The sequence below is a fragment of the Porticoccus sp. genome (assembly GCF_965660005.1).
Taxonomy (GTDB): domain Bacteria; phylum Pseudomonadota; class Gammaproteobacteria; order Pseudomonadales; family Porticoccaceae; genus Porticoccus.
Genome location: NZ_CBFHYF010000003.1, coordinates 14,125 through 36,167 on the forward strand (window position 1 = coordinate 14,125; position 22,043 = coordinate 36,167).

Sequence of the window (22,043 nt, forward strand, 5' to 3'; positions counted from 1 at the left end):
AGTCGATGTGGATTCCAATCCCGAGACGCCTGCAAAATTCAATGTTCGCGGCATCCCGACATTAATCCTTTTCAAGGACAGTAACATAGAAGCCACCAAGGTCGGGGCCCTGTCCAAAACCCAGCTGGTAGAATTTATTGAGGCCAGCCTCTGATCTATACTGGGACTGGGCGGCCCGCCTTTTTCGCTGCCGCCCAGATTGTTGCGCTTTACAGTGGCCCCCCCTATACTGTGGCTGTTCCCGTCGAACCTCTTTGGCGAGAAACCTTACCAAAAAATCCCATATAGCCCTTCCAGGACACCAAAAATAATTTTCGGCCGGCTGTCAGCCTGTCTCAAATCCTAACAACAATATTACTATGTCTGTATTTATGAATCTGACCGAGCTCAAGACTAAACCCATCGATGAACTTCTGAAACTTGCCGAGGAAATAGGCCTGGATAACCTGGCCCGCTCGCGCAAGCAGGATGTCATCTTTAGCATTCTCAAACGGCATGCCAAAAGTGGTGAGGACATCTACGGAGATGGCGTTCTTGAAATACTCCCCGATGGCTTTGGTTTTTTAAGATCTGCCGACAGCTCTTATCTTGCCGGCCCCGATGATATTTATGTCTCCCCCAGTCAGATCCGCCGGTTCAACCTGCGAACCGGCGACAGCATTTCCGGCAAAATTCGCCCGCCCAAAGAGGGCGAACGCTACTTTGCCATGCTCAAGCTGGACGAAATAAATTTTGACAAACCGGAAAATGCCCGCAACAAAATTCTGTTTGAAAACCTCACACCACTATTCCCCGATGAGCGACTGGTACTGGAAGCAGGCAACGGCTCCACCGAAGACCTGACCCCTCGAATTATTGATCTGGTTTCACCGATTGGCAAAGGCCAGCGCGGTCTCATCGTGGCCCCGCCCAAGGCCGGTAAAACCATTCTCATGCAGCACACCGCACAGTCCATCATCCGTAACAATCCGGAGTGTTATATCATGGTGTTGCTGATCGATGAACGTCCGGAAGAGGTGACTGAAATGCAGCGCTCGGTGCGCGGTGAAGTCATTGCTTCTACCTTTGACGAACCACCCTCACGCCACGTACAGGTCGCTGAAATGGTTATCGAAAAGGCAAAGCGATTGGTAGAGCACAAAAAAGATGTGGTCATTCTGCTCGACTCGGTAACCCGACTCGCCCGGGCCTATAACACCGTACAGCCATCGTCAGGCAAGGTGCTGACCGGGGGGGTGGATGCTCACGCACTGGAACGGCCCAAGCGCTTTTTTGGTGCTGCCAGAAATATCGAGCAAGGCGGCAGTCTCACCATTATCGCTACAGCACTGGTAGAAACCGGCTCCAAGATGGACGAAGTCATTTATGAAGAGTTCAAGGGCACCGGCAACATGGAGCTGCACCTGGACCGGAAAATGGCAGAGAAGCGCATCTATCCCGCTATCAATATCCGCCGCTCCGGCACCCGTCGCGAAGACCTTTTAATGGGTGAAGAAGAACTGCAACGGGTGTGGATTTTGCGCAAACTACTCCACAGCATGGAAGACTCTGATGCTACCGAGTTCCTCATCGATAAACTGAAAGACTCCAAAACCAATGATGAGTTTTTCCTGTCGATGAAACGCAAATAGTCTCAAGCGGCATCAAAAAACCTGGCATTAGCCAGGTTTTTTTCTGTGGGGTCTGATCCGGCACGGGTTCAGTCATGGTGCCAATCTCGAAATAGACCAACCATTCCCGGATCGCAGGTATTGAAAGCGATCATGCAGGCGGTTTTCACCACCCTGCCAGAATTCAAACTCGCTGGGTACCACCCGGTACCCACCCCAAAAGTCCGGCACCGGTATCTCACCGGAGGCAAACTTCTCTTTCATTTGCATAAATTGAGCTTCCAGGGCCTGTCGGGAACTGAGCCGCCTGCTCTGTTGTGAAGCCCAGGCTGCCAGCTGACTCCCTCTCGGACGCTTGAGAAAATAGCCCAATACTTCCGTTTTAGTGAGCCTCTCCACCTGTCCGCCAACAATCACCTGCCGATCCAGTCGCATCCAGGGAAAAAGGAGACTGACATTGGGGTTGCCTGTCATCTCTCTGGCTTTGCGACTACCCAGATTGGTGTAGAACATCAATCCTCGCTGATCAATACCCTTCAACAGCACAGTCCGTTGCCAGGGTTTACCTTCCGTGCTGACAGTGGCGAGACACATCGCCGTGGGATCGGATAAATCGGAATCAATGGCCTGTTCCATCCACAAATTGAATTGATCAAAGGGAGAATCTTTCAGTGACTCCCGGCACAGGCGCCCATGTTGGTATTCGCGACGGGTATCTTCCAGCGACATCAGCTTTCTCCTCAACCAGAGCGCATTTTAGCCCAGATCAGGAAGTGCTGCTGCTATTCGATACAGCGATAACATCATTCAATCCCAAGGCATGATTCATTATTGGTTTTCTTTGTCCGTCAAGGAATAAACAGCTGATATTCCCGTATCGGGGACTTAGAATATGTCCCTACCAAAAATAATGCCAATTCTCCCGGGAGCACGTTATGTCTTGCGCCACATTGAGCCTGACAGTAGCGGGTTTACTCTACAGCTAACTGGTTCTTGGTCAGCCCCAATCAGCGTTCATTACCGAAGAGGACATGCTCGGTGAACTGCCATCGGTAGCCTCCGTGGCACGGATGGTTCAGCCCCTGAACCAGGTTCCCGCCAGTGTCACCATTATCGACCAACAATTGATCAAGGCTTCCGGCGCCATGACCTGGGTCGATGTCTTTCGTCTGGTGCCCGGCTTTGAGTCCTACTACATCAATGGTAATCGCTACGGTATCGGTTACCACGGCTTTGGCCGCGAATTCCCGAACCATCTGGAGATTATGGTTGATGGCCGACCGATCTATGACCCGGTCTTTGCCAATACTGAATGGGGCTCTATGGGCGTCAGCCTGGAGGATATCGACCATATTGAGATTGTGCGGGGATCGAATGCCCCGGCCTACGGTTCCAATGCATTTTTGGGCGCTGTCAATATCATCACTCGCAAACCTGTGCAGGAGCGCGGCTGGCAGGTCGGAGTGACAGCTGGAGACCAGCAAACCCGGGAAACCACTGTTCGCTACAGCGGTAATGCCGACAGGCTGGATTACCGCATCAGTTTTAATTATCAGCACAACGACGGTTTCCCACCGGTAAACGCCGGGGAGGATCGGGGGCCCATGAAGGATGGCAAGGAGATGCTGGCTCTGAACCTGCGCGCCATGTATACCCCAAATATTACGGATACTTTCGACCTTCAAGCCGGGTTTACCCACAACAACTCCGGTTGGGGTGATGCCGACCGTCCGGACGAGTACGCCGGTGTCCAGTTCGAAAACCAGTATCAGTCCCTGAAGTGGAACCGGGACCTGATCAACGGTGACGGTCTACAAATCCATCTGTATCACAATCGAATTGAAGGTGAGAACTATATCGATCTGGGGCTGGTTTCGAATCTGCTGTCAAAGGAACTGGGATTCACCCTGACACCGGAACAGGTGCCCGGCTTTTTTCAGATGATTGATCCAGCCCTGGATATTGAAGATCAGCACTATATCGTCGGCTTTCAGGGCATTGATTCAGAGCGCTACGATGTGGAACTGGAGCATCGCCTGCAAATCACACCCAGTTTGCGGACAACCTGGGGAGCCGGACTGCGCTATGACAATGTGAGTGGCAAAACGGTGTTTGGTCATGGCGGCGATGAATCACTGACCAGCCGCCGACTTTTCGGACATATGGAGTGGGAGGCCAGTTCCCACTGGACTCTGAATACCGGCCTGATGATAGAAAACAATACTCTGGTGGATACCATCGCATCCGGCCGGATCGCCGCCAATTACCACATCAACCCTCTCCACACCCTTCGAGTCGGTTATGCCATTGGTCGACGCTCACCTTCACTGGGTGAGGCTCGGGAGCTGAATGTGGATATTCTCGCCGATCAGGTACTGGTTCAGGCGATTCGAAAATCCGCTGAAAATGTCCAGGAAGAGGGACTTAAAAGCCTGGAACTGGGCTATCTGGCCCAGCTGCCGGCACAGAGCCTGACTTTCGATGCCAGGTTGTTTCGCGAGTCCGTCAAAGACGGCATCGATACTTACCAGGCACCCGCTGATCTGGGTATTCCGTCGCTCGGCCTGGATGAAACCATTTCAGTTCGCGACAATAACAGTCGCTGGGTAACCCGCGGGATAGAACTGCAACTCCGCTACCAGCCCACCGAGCGAACCCTGATCAATGCCCACTACGGTTATCGGGATGTGGACAGTTCTTATATTTCCCGCTACGAACCCTATTTTCAGATCAAGGACCACAATGACCGTGCACCTCGGCATACGGCTGGCTTGCTGCTGTTTCAGCGATTTTCTGCAGGTTGGTCCTCAGGCGTCAATATCTACCATGTGACCGCAGCAGACTGGCGTGATGGCAACCCTGTAGAACAGTTTGTCCGGGTAGACGCCCATCTGGGTTATGATTTTGCCGTGGGTTCAAACACCGGAAATCTGTCACTTATCGGGCAAAATCTGGGCGGTGACTACATGGAGCATGCTCAAAACAATGTTTTTGAAACGAGAGTTTTTTTGCGCCTCGTGCTGAATTTTTGATGTGTCTGACGTCCCGTGGTCTGGACATAATCACCACGATCCGGAAATGAGCGGTCTCATGTTCAATTGCAGTGTTACTTAGGGAAGACATGTCAAAGCGACCGGCAAGGAAACAAGGTATCTCTGCCCCCCTATGGAAGCTTGGGCTCTTCATGCTGTCACTTTTGACCGGCACAATCACCCAGGCGGAGATTCTATTGCTGTTATCGAGTAACGCCACTTACTACCTTGAAACAGCGGATTCGCTGCAACGGACTGTCAACAAAGCGCTACCGAAAAATCCCGGCTTTAGCGTCATTAACCTCAATAAAACCAAACTGACAAATCAACAAGATGTCCCTTATCAACTGATTGTTGCTATCGGCAGCCATGCTACCCGAGAGGCCGTTAATTGGCACAGTGAAACGCCCATACTCAGTATTTTTACACCAAAAAATGCCTATGAATCTGCCTGGACAGCACACCACGAAGCACCACCCCGCCAGGCTTCTGCAATTTTTCTCGATCAACCCCTCGGCCGGATAATAACCCTCGCATCATTGCTGAAGCCGGGCGCCACGAGGTTCAGCACCATTTTGGCCCCGCCTCCAGCGGCCTGAGACCAGAGCTGGAGTTGCTCACCGCTACGCGGGGCCTGATTCTCAAGCACGGTTATCTTGATCAGAAGGATAACCCCGTGGCAGTGCTACGACCGGTGGTCACCGGTACTGATCTGTTTCTTGCCCTGCCGGATCAGGCAGTACTCAACCGGGCAATCGCCAAATGGATTCTGCACCTCAGTTTTCAACAAAAAATCCCGGTGATCGGCTTTTCAAAGGCCTATACCACCGCTGGAGCGTTGGCCTCCATTTATTCCTCACCCGAAGATATTGGCAGGCAGGCAGGCGAACTGATCAGTGAGTGGTTGCCCAACCCGGAAAAGACCCTCGGCAAACCGCAGTATCCCCGTTATTTCAGTATTTCCACAAACCCTGCCATAGCGCGCGCGCTGGGCATATCCCTACCGGCAGAGAATATGCTTTACATGAATATTGAAAAGTAGGAGCAGGCAGAACAATGATCGAAGGCCCTTTGCTCAGCAAGTCAATACATCGTCGGTTTCTTGCCGTAGCACTTTTCCCGTTATTGTTAATCATCACGCTGCTGACGCTCTACACAATTGATGCCAGGCGGGGCGATCTGTCAGAAAATCTTTACCAGTCCGGCAATATGACCTCGGATTATCTGGCGACGATTTCGGATCTGTCACTTTATTCACGCAATCTCAAGTTGCTCTCAAATACATCAACTGGGGCGATTCGCCTGGCCGATGTATCCGGTGTGGCTTTTTTGGACCAGGCAGGCGCGCTTGTTCTGAATTCTGGGAATCTGCCTGCGGCCGCTCTGACACCCCCCGCGGACAAACAGCCCTTTCAGCTGGATAATCACGTCTACTTCAAAAAACCTGTTTATCTACTGGGTGTTGAGTTCAGTGATTATGAGGAAGAGGCCACGCAAGCCCCCGATGATGAACTGATCGGCTGGGTTATCGTCGCGATTGATCAAGCCAGTTTGCTTCAGAAGCAGCGCCAGATTATTTCTACCTCACTTTGGTTATCCCTATTGGGCCTGATTATTGCTGTCGTTTTGACTTATTACCTGAGCCTGGGGTTGATTGCCCCGATTCAACACCTCACCGCAATCATAAGAAAAATGGCCAGCGGTAACCTGAGTATTCGGGCCCAAACCGGAACCCGGGACGAGCTTGCCATTCTCGCCAATGGTATCAACCAACTGGCCGAGTCTATTACTGAGGGCAAACAAAACCTTGAATATCGTATTCATCTCGCTACCAGGCAGTTACAGGACACCCTCGAGAGCCTGCAAAAAAAGAACCATGAACTGGAATTGTCACGGCAGGAAGCAGAAACAGCGAATCAGTCGAAAAGTGATTTTCTGGCAAGAATGAGCCACGAGCTGCGTACACCAATCACCTCCATTCAGGGATTTGTACGCCTGCTCGATGTCAGCGTCATGTCGGAAACCGATCGTCATTATTGCCAGATTATTGATCAATCCGCACTCCAGCTACTGAAACTGATTGACGATATCCTGGCTTGCTCAAAGCTCCAGTCCAATGCCGTGGAGCTCGACCAGCAACCTATTGATCTGGCGGAATGCGTGGAGCAGGTAAGCGCCCTGTTTTCTCCTCAGGCCCAACAGAAGGGGCTCTGTATCGCTGTGGATTATGCGCCCGATGTATTGTTGCATCGCGTGGGAGATATGATCCGTCTCCAGCAAATTCTCAGTAATCTGATTGCCAATGCCATCAAATTTTCTGACCAGGGTGGCGTCTTCATCTCCCTGAAAACCAATCCGGAGCAAGCGGTTATTATTGAAGTGCTGGATACCGGTATTGGTATTCCCGGCGATTCACAAGGCCTGCTGTTTAATGCGTTTACCCAGGCAGACACCTCGATCTCCCGCTACTACGGCGGCACTGGCCTGGGCCTTTCGATTGTCAAAAGCCTGGTTGACCTGATGGGTGGTGAAATTGATCTGGAGAGTCAGGAAGGCAGAGGTTCCACTTTCCGCATAACACTTCCGCTGCCACTCTGTGAAAGCCAGCCGAACTGGCAAATAAGCCCCTGCAGGGTGGTCATTGCCAGCTGTAATGAATTTACTACGCGGGCACTCGAACATGCACTTGAACGCTTTGGGATCAGCGATACCGTCATCATGGATTACGCCCATTTACTCGATACGACAGCACTCCTTGAGGTCGAGGACCGGGTTATTGTCTGCATACCTGCTCCGCAAATGGCCAATGGCGATCTCTCGACACTCATGGTCCAGTTGCGTAACACCACCAAAGCCAAGCTCATTCTCACGGCATCACAACTGAATTTCTATCAGCAATTCAACGCCAAGGAACGGGCAGAGCTGAATCCGGTCACTTTTCTATCAATGCCACCACCACTGTCCGAGCTGTACCGATCGCTGAAAGATAATGGGCTGCCGCAAAACATCACCACCGTTACACCAGTAAACAGCCAACTCCTTGATGGTGTGAATATTCTGATAGCCGAAGATAATCAATTCACCAGTCTGTTGCTGGATACTCTGCTGAGCAAGATGGGGGCTTACTGCACATTGACAAACAATGGCAATGAAGCGCTTGCCGCCTGCCAGCAGGATGTCTTTGACCTGTTGCTGGTGGACATACATATGCCCCAGAAAAATGGCATTGATACCCTGACCACCCTGCGTCGCAGCAATAATCTCAACGCACAGATTCCTGCCCTCGCCCTTACGGCAGATATACTTCAGCAAGAGGAAAGAGCACTGTTTGATGCCGGAGCCAATGGTTTACAACTGAAACCACTCAATGAAAATGAATTACTTACCAATATCTGTAAACTGCTCAACATCCGGCCCCCCCCACTGATGCGTCAACTCTGCAAGCCCGGGGGGGCGATATTTCCGTGGATTTATTCAGGCAGGAGGTTAGAGGCCTGCTGAAAAAGGCGCGTCAAGCACTCGCCGATGAAGACCGTGCCGAATTGCGGGAACAGATTCATCAGTTACTGGGTATCGCCGGTGTGTTCAGGCTGGAAGTATTGGAGCAGTTAGTAAAGGATCTGCACGAACAGATCAAGATGGAATCGCTGTCGTCAGTTTCATTACTACTCGACGAGATTGACCGGGAAGCTGAATGGACTGACCTGTAGAAAAAGCCGCGTCCACTCGCCGCCTCAATGAAGCCTATCAGACAGCCCGAATTGCAACCACGCCCTCGACATCGGCAATTTCCCTGAGCAAGTCGGCAGTTGGCTCACTGGCAACATCAATAATATTGTAGGCAATGCCTTCACGGCTCTGGTTTACCATATCAATAACATTGATATCCCGATCCGCCAGCAGGGACAGCACATGACCCAATACTTTTGGCACGTTTTCGTTGCAGAACGTGATTCGAAAGCCACCGTTCCTGGCCATCTTGGTGTTCGGGAAATTTACCGAATTGCGAATGTTGCCATTTTCCAGATAATCCATGAGCTGATCGGCAGCCATCATGGCACAGTTCTCCTCGGCTTCTTCCGTACTGGCACCAATATGTGGCATACAGAGCACATCCTTACGTCCGAGCAGTGCCGGTACCGGAAAATCGGTGACATACTTCGCCAGACGTCTTTCATCCAACGCCGCTGTTATGGCCACCAGGTCGACCACTTCTTCGCGGGCAAAATTTAGCAACACGGTAGAAGGTCTGACACAGCGGAGCACTTCAGCATTGATCAGATGATGGGTGGCCTCTATGGCGGGCACATGCAAGGAAACAAAATCTGAGCAAGCCAGCAGGCTCTGCAGGTTCTCCACTTTCTGAACCCGCCGGGACAGGCGCCAGGCAGCTTCGACAGAGATAGCGGGGTCATAACCGGCCACATTCATGCCGAGCTCAAGAGCCATATTGGCAACCAGCGCTCCGATGGCGCCAAGGCCGACGACACCGAGAGTTTTACCAGCCACCTCACAACCGGCAAACTGCTTTTTCTGCTTTTCCAGCAGCTTCGACATCTCGGCAGCATCCGTGATTGAAGTGAGCCCCTGCACGTAGTTCATACCGCCAAAAATATCTCTTGAAGCGAGAAACAATGCACTGGCCACCAGCTCTTTCACTGCATTGGCATTGGCGCCGGGGGTGTTGAATACCACGATACCGCGCTTGGTATAGTCAGTCACCGGAATATTGTTCACACCGGCACCGGCACGCGCCACCGCCTTGACACTCCCGGCAATAATTTCTTCATGCAACTTCTGGCTGCGCAATAAAATCGCATCCGGCTGCGAAAGCTCACTGGCTATTTCGTAGTTTTCTCGGGGAAAACGATTCAGCCCTTTGGCTGAGATCTGGTTATAGGTCCGTACTTTAAACATGGTTTTGTCTCACGCAACGCTACTTAATGCCAATTATTAACGGGACACTTCGTCATAGGCCCATTCAATCCAGGGCATCAGTGCTTCAATATCTGTTTTTTCGACGGTCGCACCACCCCAGATACGCAAACCGGCTGGGGCATCACGGTAGGCACCAATGTCATGGGCCACACCTTCGCTATCAAGTAGCTTGACCAGTTGTTTTACCTGGCTGGCATCCAGTGCAAGGATCAAACAGATACTGGTGCTTGAGCGGGTGGCCGGGTCTTCAGCCAAAAAACTAATCCAGTCACGCGTCGCAACAAACTGCTCAATGACCGCCAGATTGTCGCTGGACCGACGAATCGTTGCCTGCACTCCGCCGATAGACTTAACCCAATCCAGCGAATCGAGATAATCTGCCACGCAGAGCATGGAGGGCGTATTGATGGTGGCACCCGTGAAAATATCTTCAATCAATTTACCACCTTTGGTCATGCGGAAAATCTTCGGCAGCGGCCATGATGGTGTATAGGTTTCCAATCGTTCAACTGCTCTGGGGCTAAGAATCAGCATGCCATGGGCACCCTCACCACCAAGCACCTTTTGCCAACTGAACGTAATCACATCCAGTTTTTCCCAGGACATCTCCATGGCAAATACTGCAGAAGTGGCATCACAAATGGTCAAACCCTCACGGGAGTCACTGATCCAGTCAGCATTGGGAACCTTGACACCGGAAGTGGTGCCATTCCAGGTAAACACGATATCGTGCGTGGGATCAGCAAGACTTAAATCCGGCAACTTTCCATAATCGGCACCGTAATCATTGACCTGTTCGAGCTTCAGTTGCTTGACAATATCCGTCAGCCAGCCCTGCCCGAAGGACTCCCAGGAAAACACATCAACCGGACGGGGGCCCAACATCGACCAGAGCGCCATTTCAACTGCTCCGGTATCCGACGCTGGAACCACACCCACTCGGTAACCTTCCGGCAAGCCCAGAACCTGAGCCGTCTCCTCGCATACCCGCTGTAACGCAGTCTTGCCAATAGCCGCTCTGTGCGAGCGCCCCAGGGTAGCAAGGTCGAGGGCTGAGACATCGTAGCCGGGACGCTTGCTGCAAGGCCCGGAAGAAAAATTTGGGTTGGCCGGCTTTTGAGTCGGTTTCATGATTGATCTGCCTGGAAGATTAAAAGAAGCGGGACATTTTAAGTGGGATTGGCTGCTTCGCAAAGCCACTAATAGTAAAAGCCGCCAACAATATTTGGATAATTGAGCACCCTGCGGTAGGACGATTTACAGTGCCGATAGCGACGATTGACGCGAGGGGCCGAAGAGATCAAATAACAACTTATTGGCCGATCGATAAACGTTCCTGCTCAATAAGGTAGGAGACGACTTTCAACATGCCTTCGTTGCCGCCATTATCGCGACCGGAGATTCGGTATTTTCCATTCACAACCATTTCGGGTGTTCCCTGAGTCCGGTAGCGCTCCTGTTTTTTCTCTGCCAGATCAACCGCCATATTGATGCCTGCCGAGTTAAATACCTTGGTAAATCTCGCGCGATCTATACCCTGGGCCTCAAACAGGGCAGCAATTTCTTCCTCTGTTTTCAGTTTGGCTTTTTTCAGGTTCATCGCCTCAAAAATAGGTTCATGGATCTGATCAAGGGATTTCAGGGCTTTGGCGGTAAAATAAGCCTTGGCATGAAGACGCATAATCGGATGCCAGATCGCAGGAACACGGACGAAGTCAACGTCCTCTGGTAGCGCCTGAGTCCATTTGTTCAGCACAGGTTCAAAACTGTAGCAATGGCTACAGCCATACCAGAATACCTCTGCCACCTCAATTTTCGCAGGATTACTGGTGACGACCGCTTCGGTCAGCACCTCGTAATGAACACCGGCTTTGTAGGGCTCCTCTGCATGAGCAGGAGACATGACAACCATCAGCATTGCGACAGTTACCGTAAATGTCGACAGCAGATTGCGCATTGGCTTTTCCTTGTGATTATTGAATTACCCTGCATAGACCACAGAGAGCGGACAGGTTCCCTGTACAGCATTGAAAAAGGCGGTCGAAACCGCCTTTGGATGCGGGTAGTTATTTCAACCCGGCAATAAAATTGGCTACTGCTTCAATTTCAACATCATTCATTTGTGCAGCAACACCGCGCATGATTTGCGAATCACCGTCATTGGTGCGGGCTGAAGAATTACCGGGGTCGTGAGCACCAGTGCGGAACGCACGCAGCTGTTTGGCGATATATTCGGCAAACTGACCACCCAATGCCGGATAGCCCGCAGGGTTGTTACCATTGCCCGCAGGTGAGTGGCAACCGGTACAGGCTGGCACACCGGTTTCAATGTTTCCGCCGCGATAGAGCCGCTCACCAAGATCGAGACCAGCCTCTTTGGCGCCAGCCATCTGAATGGTCTTGGATGCATAGTACGCTGCCATATCCTGCAAGTCCTGCTCCGATAAGTTATCCAGCATACCGGTCATTTCAGGTATCGAGCGATCACCGGCCTTGATATCTTGCAGTTGTTTGGTCAGATATTTCTCACCCTGCCCGGCCAGCTTCGGGAAACTCGCCATGGCGCTATTGCCGTCGGCACCATGACAGCCCGCACACATTGCTGTTTTGGCTTGACCGGCAGCAGCATCTCCCGCTGCAAAAATAAGGGGTGATGCCAGGACCGTTGCGAGTAAGGCAACCACTGTCAGAATCATTTTTTTCATTAGTTAATCCGCTCTCTGCATTCCGCTACAATAGGAAGTTCTTATTGCCTTGTAAAAAGCGCAGGCATTATATACCAAACCCCTCCTGACCTTAATAGTTGATATCAGGTTACTCCATCAAGGCTTTTTCCTTATGTCAGAAGAAATCTCTTTCACCAAGGCTCAATTCCTCATTAGCGCCCCGACTGTGTGGCAATGCCCGGAGGATGTGGGTAAGGAGGTTGCGTTTGCCGGACGCTCCAATGCCGGGAAGTCCAGTGCCATCAATACACTCACCAACAACAGCAAATTGGCCAGAACCAGCAAAACTCCGGGCCGCACGCAGCTGCTTAACTTTTTCTCCCTGACCGAAAACTGTCGCCTGGTCGATCTGCCCGGTTATGGCTTCGCTAAAGTCCCCAAGGCTATGAAACAGGCGTGGGACCGCAATCTCGCAGAATATCTGCAACAACGCCGCTCTCTGAGAGGCCTGGTGATGCTGATGGATATTCGCCACCCGTTACAGGAATATGATTGGCAGATGATCGGTTGGGCCACACAGTCTGCCATGCCGGTTCACCTGTTGCTCACCAAGGCAGATAAATTGAATAATGGCCCGGCCAAAACAGTGCTTTTGATGGTCAAGCGCGAACTGGCCAGCGCCGGGTTCGGAGATAACGTAACGGTACAAACCTTTTCATCACTCAAGAAAACAGGTATTGAACAACTAAAACTGGTGCTTCAATCCTGGTTGACCAACTGACAATCCTGTTTTGCATGTACCCCAGCACAAAAAAAACCCTGACCATTGAGATCAGGGTATGCCTTGCTGTTGCTTGGGGATTAACAAACCTTGCATTTAACTTGGGGAGAAAATAGCAATGTTGCTTGTAATAGTTAGTCCCCCCTGTTTCCGAGAAGTTCCCTCCGGGTAAAAAAAATTTTCTGGCAAGCCCAGTAGAGTTTTCAGAGCAAAAAAACCCTGACCATTGAGACCAGGGTGTGCTTCGCTGTTGTTTGGAGATTAACAGGCTTTGCATTTAGTTTGGGGGAGAACAAAGCAATGTTTGCTTGCTCGTTAAATTAGTCCGTTATTAATGAATTGAGTTCCCATCAAGATAAAAAATTTTAACCCATTGATTATATAGTATTTTTTGCCTTGATCAAGGCGCGAAAACAGGTACGCTTTGCTGAAGCGGCAAAACGATTAATGTGCCTCATCCCAGTTATCGCCAACACCCACATCGACAACCAGTGGCACATCCAGCCGGGCAGCATCGGTCATGTGAGCTCTGAGGCCAGACAACACGTCATTCAACTCAGCCTCCGGTACCTCCAGAACCAGTTCATCGTGTACTTGCATTATCATCTTTGCATTAAGTTTTTTCTTCGCCAGCCACTGGTCGACGCTGATCATTGCCAGTTTAATGATATCGGCCGCCGTTCCCTGCATTGGCGCGTTGATCGCTGTGCGCTCTGCGGCCTGTCGACGCATCCCGTTACTGGCTTTGATTTCGGGAAGATACAAACGTCTGCCAAATAATGTCTCAACATAGCCTCGCTCGGCTGCACACCTGCGAGTGGAATCCATATAGGCCTGCACCCCGGGGTAGCGGGCAAAATACAAATCGATATATTCCTGGGCCTGATTGCGCCCAATGTGTAACTGGCGGCCCAGACCAAAGGCCGACATACCGTAGATCAATCCAAAATTGATCGCTTTGGCGCTGCGCCGCTGCTCTGCCGTCACCGACGCCAGCTCAATACCGAACACTTCTGCTGCAGTGGCACTATGTACATCGAGATTCTGCTCAAAAGCCGCTTTTAATCCCCGATCCCCAGAGAGATGCGCCATGATTCGCAATTCGATTTGTGAATAATCGGCCGCCACTATCTTGCAACCTTGCGCGGCAACAAATGCCTGACGAATCCGACGCCCCTCTGCAGATCGCACGGGGATATTCTGTAAATTCGGGTCAGAGGAAGATAATCGGCCCGTTGCGGTTACGGCCTGATGGTAGGAGGTATGAATCCGCCCCGTGGCAGGATTGACCAGCGAAGGCAGCTTGTCGGTATAGGTGGATTTGAGTTTGCTGAGACTACGATGCTCAAGCAGTAATTTCGGTAGCGGGTAATCCAGCGCCAACTCCTGGAGCACCTCTTCCTTGGTAGAAGCCGCACCTTTGGCCGTTTTCTTTTGTACCGGAATTTTCAGTTTTTCAAAGAGTATATGGCCAAGCTGTTTGGGTGAGGCCAGGTTGAATTCCTCCCCCGCCAGCTCAAATGCCTGCTGTTCCAGCTCCGCTATGCGCTCACCCAACTGTGCACTCTGCTTTCTAAGCAAGTCAGCACTCACTTTTGTTCCATTTCTTTCTATTCTTGATAAAACAGGTACCAATGGCATTTCAATAGCCCGGTAGACATGTTCTAGTCCGGTTATATCCTGCAGTTTGGGCCAGAGTTTTTCATGAAGCCTCAGGGTAATATCCGCATCCTCTGCGGCATAGGGAGCGGCCTGCTCAATGGCAATCTGGTTAAAAGTTAGCTGAGTGGCGCCTTTACCGGCTATATCCTGAAATTGGGTGGTTTTTTCCCCAAGGTACTTCAATGCCAGGCTGTCCATGTCATGCCGAGTGGCGGTGGAATCCAGCACATAGGATTCCAGCATGGTATCGAAGCGGATGCCCTGCATGGCAATACCGTGATTGGCCAGTACACTCATGTCATATTTGAGATTTTGACCTACTTTGGCCAGTGTTGGTGACTCAAGCAGCGGTTTCAATTGTTCCAGCACCGCATCCCGGTCGAGTTGCCGGGGAGCACCCAGATAATCGTGGGCAAGGGGGACATAGGCAGCCTGATGCGCCGTGATTGCGAAGGAAACACCGACAATGCTGGCCTGCATGTAATCGAGGCTGGTGGTCTCCGTGTCAAAGGCGACCAGCTCAGCCTGTTCCAATTTCTGTAGCCATTGATCAAGTTGCTGCTGGGTGAGAACCACCTGATAGTCCTTGTCAGCCACTGAGGACGGCAAGCTGTCCTCGCTGTCACTATCTTGGGCAGCAAGCAATTCCTCAACCCAACCCTTGAACTCCAGTTGGCGAAACCACTCCAGTAAAGCCTTGCTGTCTGGCTGGCCATTATTCAGTTCCGACAATGCCACCTTCAACGGTACGTCGGTTTTAATGGTCGCCAACTGGTAGGAAAGAAATGCCTGATCCCGGTTCTCGGCAAGCTTCTCCGGTGTTTTCGCAGCACCGCGGAAATCGAGCTCGGCAATCGCCTCCAGATTGCCGTATATGGCATCAATGCCACCCAGCTTTTGCAGTATGGCCAGAGCCGTTTTTTCACCCACACCAGGCACGCCGGGTATGTTGTCTGACTTATCGCCAACCAGTGCCAGATAATCAATCATCAATTCCGGCGGAATACCGAATTTGTCGATCACCCCCTGCCGATCCAGTACGGTTTCAGTCATAGTGTTGACCAGCGTGATCTGCTCAGAAACCAGTTGAGCCATATCCTTGTCGCCGGTGGAAATCACCACATGCGTTTCGCTTTTCGCAGCTTGCAGGGCAAGGGTGCCAATGACATCGTCAGCTTCCACTCCCTCCTCCACCAACAGTGGCAACCCCATGGCACGAATAATCTGATGGATCGGCTCAATCTGTTTTTTAAGGTCATCAGGCATCGGTGGGCGATGCGACTTGTACTCTTCGAACAGCTCATCGCGAAAGGTTTTTCCCTTGGCATCAAACACCGCCACCAGAGGACTTCCTGGGTAATCTTTCAACAAGCGGCGTATCATCGAGATAACACCTTTGACAGCGCCGGTCGGCTGTCCACTCGAAGTCATCAGGGGAGGCAACGCGTGAAAGGCCCGGTAAAGATAGGAGGATCCGTCCACCAGTACGAGCGGTGTTTTATTATTCATTGGCAGGCAACTTGAGCAGAGACTTGAATGGGTGAAGCATACCCCAAATTGTTTCTTTCCAGCCAACAAGCGGCTAATCTAACCAGGAAATTCGTGAGGTATCATTAACGCCATGTCTTCGTTCCTGTTGCCAGATATCCGGACACTCAATCATTTTCTTGCCCAATACTCACCAGAAAGATTGGTCGCTGGCATTGATGCCGTTTATTCAGCCAGGAATCATCTGACTTGCAGATTCAGTATTGTCGGCACCCCCGGCGAACGTTTTTTTCTCGTGGTGGCGAGTGAGGCCGCCAGAGATCGGCTGGCGTTCTCTGCACGATTGGTAAATTATCTCAGGGAGCAACAAATCCCTGTCACACCCTGCCTCGCCGACCACTCGGGTCATCATGTGACCAACTATGGCGAATCCCCGGCACTGCTTTTTCAGTTACCGGAAGGGCATGCGCCAGAGCAGTCAAACACATCGATATGCAAAGAAATTGGCACGTTCCTTGGCAGAATGCACGCAAGTACCCATGGCTTTTGTGAACAGTACAGCAACCCGCGCAGCCTGATCTGGTTGAATCTTGCCGCACAGGAGCTTATAGAGCCATTATCTGCAGGCGATGCTGCGCTACTGCAAGAGCAGTTGAGTCGATTCAGGCGAACGGTAGAAACTGACCCGGACTTACCTTCCGGCCCTCTTATAGGCAGTCTGTTTGGTGATCAGTTAATTTTCAGAGGGGAGCTGCTGCAGGCCGTTACCGGTTTTTTCTTTTCCTGTACTGACTGGCTTCTCCTGGACGTGGCCCAGGCCGTCAATGAGTGGTGCTGTAATCAACAGGGCGAACTGGACAAACAGCTGACCAGCGCATTGCTGAATGCCTATGCCGCAGAAAGACCTTTCACAGCCGTGGAAAATCAGTACTGGCAGGACATTTTGTGCTTCTCTGCCACACGATTCTGGATCTCCAGGCTATTAAATTCCCTGCTTCCCGAGGATGGCGATACCGCGTCAGTGAAACGCGAGCCGGCTGAATACAGGGAAAAACTGCGTCGGCGCATTGTCGGTTACTTTCCCCTGCCGGATCCTGCCTGATCTACCGACATTCATTCACTCAGGCAATCGACAAACGTGTCCACAAGGGTCTCTATCAGTGCTGGGTAACCCCCGTTTCCTGAATTCAGGTGCATACCCAGAGGATCGAGCTCAGCATTTTTCGCCCCCAGTTGCTGTGCCAACTGGAGAGCGGGCTTACTGTCCATTTGCGGCTCACTAAAGACACAGACTACGCGCTCTCCCAGCGCCATCATTTGCCCGTAATGGCGGATGCCCTGTGTTATCCCTCCCGACAGCTGCACAGAAGCCAACTGCGTCAGCCCATAGTGGGTAACAAAGTGACTGTAGCCATCATGCATGACAATAAAACCCCGTTCGCGCAAACCTGCAAGCCGCTGCCTGTTTACCGCATCCAGCCGGGTGACCGCCTCGAGAAATGTCTGGAGATTCTTTTCAAAAAAGGCTGCTTTGGCCGGGTATTTTTTACTCAGTTCCGCTGCGATCGCCTCTGCAATCACAAGCCCGTTCATCGGATTGAGCCAGACATGCAGGTCCCGTGTGAAGCCATCATGCTCATATCCGTGTGACTGCGCCGAATCTTTTTCAGCATCTTGTGGCGGCCAAACCAGCTCTGTTAATTGGGCGACCTGTAATTGTTCGTCGGATCGCTGCGCGAGAGGTTTCTGCAATACAGACTCGAAATGTGGCCCTATCCAAATAATCAGCCTGGCGGATCGTAATGCACGAATGTCGGAAAATTTCAGCGAGTAATCGTGAGGTGAGATATTTGCTGGTAATAACACATTGACCGCAATGTTATCACCCGCAATGGCTTCCGCTATGGCTGCAAGGGGTTTGATAGAGGTGACCACCTCAGGCGCCTCATCTGCGATTGGCCTGGTGGTCAACACTAACCACCCCATCAACAGCAAAATCCACTGCGTAAATTTCTTCATTTTCATTATCTATTGATATATTGTTTCAATTATATGTTTCAGGATTATACTGACTGCCAGGCCAAAGGGCCATAAAACCGTTTATCTCCTGACAAACAACTATTAATGCAATAATGTATCAATTCAATCTACCGAAATGTCTCTGTGATTCAGTTGTAAAATAAACGATACAAAGTAACATTATTTCCTTAAGTAGAGTAGACGTGCTGACCAACTCACGAATTGCTTATCACCGCCATGATCATAAGCGCTGCATCAACGCAGCACTGAACCGTGCACGGGAACTTTGTGATGCCAGAAAGGCTCGACTCACGCCGATACGTGAAACCGTCCTGGAGACCATATGGGCGAGCCACCGCCCTCTGGGAGCCTATGAAATAGTCGACCAGATGTCACAATCAGAAATCTCCCGTCATCATGTTTTACCACCCACGGTTTATCGGGCTGTTCAGTTCCTGCTTGATCAGGGCCTGATTCATCGTCTCACCTCCCTGAATGCCTATATAGGCTGCCCCTTTCCGGGTAATTATCACAGCGATTTTTTTCTTATCTGCCGACACTGTGGTTCAACCGCAGAGTGCAGCGAAGATCAATTGGATCATGCGGTAACCCATGCCGCCGGTCGGGCAAATTTTCAGATTGAGTCCAAGGTGATAGAAATTGTCGGTATCTGCCCGGAGTGCCAGTTGTGACTATGCAGCTGATCGAGCTCCATGCAATCGGGCACTCCTTTCGGGACAATCAGGTCTTGTCCGATGTCAGCCTGAAAATCGAGGCAGGCCAGATTATCACCCTAATCGGCCCAAACGGGGCCGGTAAAACCACGCTGGTGAAAATCGTACTCGATTTGCTGAAGCCCGATACCGGTACAGTGGTTCGAACCCCGGATCTGCGCGTCGGGTACATGCCACAGAAACTACATATCGACCCGACACTACCCATTACGTTACGCCGTTTTCTCGCATTGGCGGAACCCGGCTCACAGCTCTGCCAGGATGCTCTGGCAGAAGTAGGCATCGAAAAGCTGATTGATATGCCATTGCAATCTCTCTCCGGTGGGGAAATGCAGCGGGCTCTGCTGGCCCGTGCGATCCTGCGCAAACCCAATTTGCTGGTACTTGATGAACCGGTTCAAGGTGTTGATGTAAGCGGTCAGGAGGGGCTTTATCGCTTGATCGGACAACTCCGTGATCGACTGAATTGTGGCGTGCTGATGGTCTCCCACGACCTGCATCTGGTGATGTCCGCCACAGACGAAGTTATCTGTCTGAACCAACATGTCTGCTGTCACGGTCATCCTGATCAGGTCAGCACAAACCCCGCTTTTATTGAGCTTTTCGGTAGTCGGACTGCACCTTATACACACCACCACGATCATAGTCATGGTTTGCATGATGACAACACCAGTGCTCATTCCGGAGACTGTCATCATGATTGAGGTCTTGCTTTACGCCCTGCTGGCAGGTCTGGGGGTAGCTCTGGTCACAGGGCCGCTGGGTGCCTTTATTGTCTGGCGGCGCATGGCCTACTTTGGTGACACCCTCGCTCACTCTTCCCTGCTGGGAGTCGCGCTGGCCCTGTTGATGTCCATTAACCCGACTCTGTCGGTGGTGATTGTCTGCCTGGTACTGGCGCTAATTCTGGTGATATTGCAGCAACAGCAGAATCTTGCCTCGGACACATTACTGGGAATCCTTTCACATACTTCACTGGCTATTGGTTTGGTGGCAATTTCCCTGATGCCCTCTGTCAAAGTAGATTTACTCAGCCTCCTGTTTGGCGATTTATTGACCGTTACTGCGCGAGATATCCTGATTATCTACAGTATTGGTACCGCGTCAATTCTATTGATGGTACTCCTCTGGAGACCACTGCTGTCGATCACGATTCATGAAGAACTGGCCAGGGTAGAAGGGATACTGGTAACGGCGGTACGATCGGCTTTTATGCTGATCATTGCTCTGGAAATTGCCATTGCGATGAAGGTGGTGGGCATTCTGTTGATTACATCACTGCTGGTGATACCTGCTGCCACGGCGAGGCGCTTTGCACGCACGCCGGAGCAGATGGCATTGCTGGCCAGCCTCATCGGCTGCATCGCTGTGACCTGCGGGCTCTCAGGCTCCTGGTTTCTGGACACACCAGCCGGGCCGTCAATCGTACTCTGTGCGGGTGGACTATTTTTGGTCTCACTGATTAAAAAGCAGTGAACTCAGTGATAATCCGCGTTAATGTTGAAATGAAGTCATAATTGAGCGCAGGGTCGAGCGCATCTGTTCTTCTGCAAAAGGTGGTTTGAGAAAACCATGATAGTCGCCATAAGGATTAACAAGCACCATATTGCCGCTGTGATCTATGGTGTAATCACCTCCTTCAAGCTCGACTTTCGTAAAGGCGACATTCAGCTCAGTGGCCAGCTTGAGCAACACATACTGGTTTCCGGTGGCGCCGATAAATTCTGAATTGAAATAGGGCACGTACTCGGCAAGTTTATCCGTGGTATCCCTTTCCGGATCCAGTGAAATCAGCACAACTTGCAGATTTTCCCGCTCCCCAGGCTCGAGGCCAGCATACATCTTCGCAGCCACCGCCATCGCAGTGGGGCAGATATCGGGACAATGGGTGAACCCGAAAAACAGCAGTGACCATTTGCCTTTCAGGCTTTCTTTATCGAATACGCTACCCCGTTGGTTGGTTAACTGAAACTCGCTGAACCGACGGGGTGTTTCCAGAAGTACAGCGCCATTGGCCTGTAGTTCCTGTTGGCTAAGGACATGAGGCTGATTCAGTTTGAAGGCAAAACCGGCGATTACCAGTACAATAAAAACAACCAATACCGTGACAGTCAGCTTCACGCTGCCTCTATTCTTTTGCTTGGTTAACACGTTGAACATCTCACATTTTTTTCTTGGGTATAGCTATTCAAAATAGCTCACTGAGGAAAGAATTCGGGTACCGTAATCAAATAGTGATCGAGCAGCATAATCACAAACAGCGCCATCAGGTAGATGATCGAGTATTTAAAGGTATCCATCCCCGCATTGGCTTTTTTGCCGACCATCATCACAATGGCCCAATAAATGAACCCCACCCCGAGCGCCAATGCCCCTAACAGATAGAGCCAACCACTCATGCCGGTAACAAAGGGAAGTACGCTGATTACCAGCAACATCAAGGTATATAAAAGAATATGCAGCTTGGTGTATTTTTCACCGTGGGTAACCGGCAACATCGGAATATCCGCTTTGGCATATTCATCCTTGCGGTGTAGTGCCAGCGCCCAGAAATGCGGTGGCGTCCAGGCAAAAATAATAAGCACCAACAGTAGCGCATGACCGTGAATCTCGCCAGTTACAGCGGTCCAGCCAAGTAGCGGAGGCGCGGCACCCGCCAGCCCGCCTATGACAATATTCTGGGGTGTGGCGCGTTTCAGGAACAGGGTGTAGACACCTGCATAGCCCACCAGTGATGCCAGAGTCAACCAGGCAGTAAGGGGGTTGATATAGACCAGCAGGATGGCCATGCCGAGCAGGCCGAGCACTGTGGCAAATGCCATTGCCTGGACAGGTTCAACTCGACCCTTAGCCACAGGGCGGTTAACCGTTCTGGTCATTTTGGTATCGATCTGGCGATCCACTACGTGGTTAACCACGGCGGCAGCCCCGGCGCAGAGAGCAATGCCCAGATTACCTAGAATCAAAACATGCAAAGGCACCATGCCCGGTACTGAGAGAAACATACCAATCACAGTAGTGAGTATCATCAGTGCCACTACATTGGGTTTTGTGAGCTCCAGATAATCGCGCCAGACCGCCTTCCCTGTCTCGACCCCTATTTCATTCGTCAT

At 51.3% G+C, this 22,043-nt stretch carries 21 protein-coding genes; 12 read left to right on the forward strand and 9 right to left on the reverse strand.

Going from position 1 to position 22,043, the window contains the following annotated elements; translation table 11 throughout:
• The coding region (locus tag ACTF5G_RS01335; protein WP_438951106.1) for a thioredoxin family protein at positions 1-154 on the forward strand (154 nt) is incomplete at its 5' end.
• Positions 155-371: 217 nt separating this feature from the next.
• On the forward strand, positions 372-1,631 hold the full coding sequence (gene rho, locus ACTF5G_RS01340; RefSeq protein ID WP_036861129.1) for a transcription termination factor Rho: 1,260 nt from the start codon (positions 372-374) through the stop codon (positions 1,629-1,631).
• A 72-nt stretch (positions 1,632-1,703) separates the two neighbouring features.
• Here the strand turns inward: rho and pdxH are convergent, their stop codons facing one another.
• Positions 1,704-2,339 carry a pyridoxamine 5'-phosphate oxidase gene (gene pdxH, locus ACTF5G_RS01345; RefSeq protein WP_438951019.1) on the reverse strand — a complete coding sequence of 212 codons (636 nt, stop codon included), beginning with the start codon at positions 2,337-2,339 and terminating at the stop codon, positions 1,704-1,706.
• Between the two features lie 302 nt (positions 2,340-2,641).
• Between pdxH and ACTF5G_RS01350 the strand changes: the two genes are divergently transcribed.
• From ACTF5G_RS01350 to ACTF5G_RS01370, 5 genes are all read left to right on the forward strand, one after another.
• Positions 2,642-4,642, forward strand: coding sequence for a TonB-dependent receptor plug domain-containing protein (locus ACTF5G_RS01350; RefSeq protein WP_438951020.1), 2,001 nt, complete (start codon positions 2,642-2,644; stop codon positions 4,640-4,642).
• A gap of 152 nt (positions 4,643-4,794) precedes the next feature.
• Entirely contained in the window at positions 4,795-5,241 is a 447-nt protein-coding gene (locus ACTF5G_RS01355) for a hypothetical protein (RefSeq protein ID WP_438951021.1), read from the forward strand.
• Between the two features lie 14 nt (positions 5,242-5,255).
• The gene (locus tag ACTF5G_RS01360; protein WP_438951022.1) at positions 5,256-5,684 is read left to right on the forward strand and encodes an ABC transporter substrate binding protein; all 429 of its coding nucleotides are present in this window, start codon (positions 5,256-5,258) and stop codon (positions 5,682-5,684) included.
• A gap of 14 nt (positions 5,685-5,698) precedes the next feature.
• Positions 5,699-8,143, forward strand: a complete 2,445-nt coding sequence (locus ACTF5G_RS01365; RefSeq protein WP_438951023.1) for an ATP-binding protein — start codon at positions 5,699-5,701, stop codon at positions 8,141-8,143.
• Positions 8,107-8,352, forward strand: coding sequence for an Hpt domain-containing protein (locus ACTF5G_RS01370; protein WP_438951024.1), 246 nt, complete (start codon positions 8,107-8,109; stop codon positions 8,350-8,352). Before ACTF5G_RS01365 ends, ACTF5G_RS01370 begins: the two co-directional genes overlap by 37 nt.
• Before the next feature lie 37 nt (positions 8,353-8,389).
• Here the strand turns inward: ACTF5G_RS01370 and ACTF5G_RS01375 are convergent, their stop codons facing one another.
• The 4 genes from ACTF5G_RS01375 to ACTF5G_RS01390 form a co-directional block, all read right to left on the reverse strand.
• Complete coding sequence (locus ACTF5G_RS01375; protein WP_438951025.1) at positions 8,390-9,559, reverse strand: phosphoglycerate dehydrogenase; 1,170 nt, start codon at positions 9,557-9,559, stop codon at positions 8,390-8,392.
• Positions 9,560-9,595: 36 nt separating this feature from the next.
• Complete coding sequence (locus tag ACTF5G_RS01380; RefSeq protein WP_438951026.1) at positions 9,596-10,711, reverse strand: phosphoserine transaminase; 1,116 nt, start codon at positions 10,709-10,711, stop codon at positions 9,596-9,598.
• 181 nt (positions 10,712-10,892) lie between these two features.
• Entirely contained in the window at positions 10,893-11,537 is a 645-nt protein-coding gene (locus tag ACTF5G_RS01385; RefSeq protein WP_438951027.1) for a thiol:disulfide interchange protein DsbA/DsbL, read from the reverse strand.
• Between the two features lie 109 nt (positions 11,538-11,646).
• Positions 11,647-12,285, reverse strand: a complete 639-nt coding sequence (locus ACTF5G_RS01390; protein ID WP_438951028.1) for a c-type cytochrome — start codon at positions 12,283-12,285, stop codon at positions 11,647-11,649.
• Positions 12,286-12,418: 133 nt separating this feature from the next.
• Here ACTF5G_RS01390 and yihA point away from each other — a divergent pair, with 133 nt between their 5' ends.
• On the forward strand, positions 12,419-13,027 hold the full coding sequence (gene yihA, locus ACTF5G_RS01395) for a ribosome biogenesis GTP-binding protein YihA/YsxC (RefSeq protein WP_438951029.1): 609 nt from the start codon (positions 12,419-12,421) through the stop codon (positions 13,025-13,027).
• Positions 13,028-13,471: 444 nt separating this feature from the next.
• Here yihA and polA read toward each other — a convergent pair whose 3' ends face one another.
• A complete protein-coding gene (polA, locus tag ACTF5G_RS01400; RefSeq protein WP_438951030.1) occupies positions 13,472-16,198 on the reverse strand; it encodes a DNA polymerase I in 2,727 nt (908 codons plus the stop codon).
• A 112-nt stretch (positions 16,199-16,310) separates the two neighbouring features.
• Here polA and ACTF5G_RS01405 point away from each other — a divergent pair, with 112 nt between their 5' ends.
• The gene (locus tag ACTF5G_RS01405; protein ID WP_438951031.1) at positions 16,311-17,279 is read left to right on the forward strand and encodes a homoserine kinase; all 969 of its coding nucleotides are present in this window, start codon (positions 16,311-16,313) and stop codon (positions 17,277-17,279) included.
• Positions 17,280-17,290: 11 nt separating this feature from the next.
• Here the strand turns inward: ACTF5G_RS01405 and ACTF5G_RS01410 are convergent, their stop codons facing one another.
• Positions 17,291-18,196, reverse strand: coding sequence for a zinc ABC transporter substrate-binding protein (locus ACTF5G_RS01410; RefSeq protein WP_438951032.1), 906 nt, complete (start codon positions 18,194-18,196; stop codon positions 17,291-17,293).
• Between the two features lie 203 nt (positions 18,197-18,399).
• Here ACTF5G_RS01410 and ACTF5G_RS01415 point away from each other — a divergent pair, with 203 nt between their 5' ends.
• The 3 genes from ACTF5G_RS01415 to znuB are packed head-to-tail and all read left to right on the forward strand — an operon-like array spanning position 18,400 to position 20,406.
• Positions 18,400-18,888 (forward strand): Fur family transcriptional regulator, encoded by a 489-nt coding sequence (locus tag ACTF5G_RS01415; protein WP_438951033.1) that lies wholly within the window; start codon positions 18,400-18,402, stop codon positions 18,886-18,888.
• 2 nt (positions 18,889-18,890) lie between these two features.
• Positions 18,891-19,634, forward strand: coding sequence for a zinc ABC transporter ATP-binding protein ZnuC (znuC, locus tag ACTF5G_RS01420; RefSeq protein ID WP_438951107.1), 744 nt, complete (start codon positions 18,891-18,893; stop codon positions 19,632-19,634).
• A complete protein-coding gene (gene znuB, locus ACTF5G_RS01425; protein ID WP_438951108.1) occupies positions 19,627-20,406 on the forward strand; it encodes a zinc ABC transporter permease subunit ZnuB in 780 nt (259 codons plus the stop codon). The genes znuC and znuB overlap by 8 nt, the downstream gene beginning before the upstream one ends.
• 18 nt (positions 20,407-20,424) lie before the next feature.
• On the opposite strand, the gene ACTF5G_RS01430 is transcribed toward znuB, so the two are convergent.
• Complete coding sequence (locus ACTF5G_RS01430) at positions 20,425-21,051, reverse strand: SCO family protein (protein WP_438951034.1); 627 nt, start codon at positions 21,049-21,051, stop codon at positions 20,425-20,427.
• 77 nt (positions 21,052-21,128) lie between these two features.
• Positions 21,129-22,043, reverse strand: coding sequence for a heme o synthase (gene cyoE, locus ACTF5G_RS01435; RefSeq protein ID WP_438951035.1), 915 nt, complete (start codon positions 22,041-22,043; stop codon positions 21,129-21,131).

What these genes read in the sequence shown, in the direction of transcription:
- rho (WP_036861129.1), top strand. Translation starts at nt 372, where the DNA reads ATGAATCTGACCGAGCTCAAGACTAAACCCATCGATGAACTTCTGAAA.
- pdxH (WP_438951019.1), bottom strand. Translation starts at nt 2,339, where the DNA reads ATGTCGCTGGAAGATACCCGTCGCGAATACCAACATGGGCGCCTGTGC.
- ACTF5G_RS01350 (WP_438951020.1), top strand. Translation starts at nt 2,642, where the DNA reads ATGCTCGGTGAACTGCCATCGGTAGCCTCCGTGGCACGGATGGTTCAG.
- ACTF5G_RS01355 (WP_438951021.1), top strand. Translation starts at nt 4,795, where the DNA reads ATGCTGTCACTTTTGACCGGCACAATCACCCAGGCGGAGATTCTATTG.
- ACTF5G_RS01365 (WP_438951023.1), top strand. Translation starts at nt 5,699, where the DNA reads ATGATCGAAGGCCCTTTGCTCAGCAAGTCAATACATCGTCGGTTTCTT.
- ACTF5G_RS01375 (WP_438951025.1), bottom strand. Translation starts at nt 9,559, where the DNA reads ATGTTTAAAGTACGGACCTATAACCAGATCTCAGCCAAAGGGCTGAAT.
- ACTF5G_RS01380 (WP_438951026.1), bottom strand. Translation starts at nt 10,711, where the DNA reads ATGAAACCGACTCAAAAGCCGGCCAACCCAAATTTTTCTTCCGGGCCT.
- ACTF5G_RS01385 (WP_438951027.1), bottom strand. Translation starts at nt 11,537, where the DNA reads ATGCGCAATCTGCTGTCGACATTTACGGTAACTGTCGCAATGCTGATG.
- ACTF5G_RS01390 (WP_438951028.1), bottom strand. Translation starts at nt 12,285, where the DNA reads ATGAAAAAAATGATTCTGACAGTGGTTGCCTTACTCGCAACGGTCCTG.
- yihA (WP_438951029.1), top strand. Translation starts at nt 12,419, where the DNA reads ATGTCAGAAGAAATCTCTTTCACCAAGGCTCAATTCCTCATTAGCGCC.
- polA (WP_438951030.1), bottom strand. Translation starts at nt 16,198, where the DNA reads ATGAATAATAAAACACCGCTCGTACTGGTGGACGGATCCTCCTATCTT.
- ACTF5G_RS01405 (WP_438951031.1), top strand. Translation starts at nt 16,311, where the DNA reads ATGTCTTCGTTCCTGTTGCCAGATATCCGGACACTCAATCATTTTCTT.
- ACTF5G_RS01410 (WP_438951032.1), bottom strand. Translation starts at nt 18,196, where the DNA reads ATGAAGAAATTTACGCAGTGGATTTTGCTGTTGATGGGGTGGTTAGTG.
- znuC (WP_438951107.1), top strand. Translation starts at nt 18,891, where the DNA reads ATGCAGCTGATCGAGCTCCATGCAATCGGGCACTCCTTTCGGGACAAT.
- znuB (WP_438951108.1), top strand. Translation starts at nt 19,627, where the DNA reads ATGATTGAGGTCTTGCTTTACGCCCTGCTGGCAGGTCTGGGGGTAGCT.
- cyoE (WP_438951035.1), bottom strand. Translation starts at nt 22,043, where the DNA reads ATGACGAATGAAATAGGGGTCGAGACAGGGAAGGCGGTCTGGCGCGAT.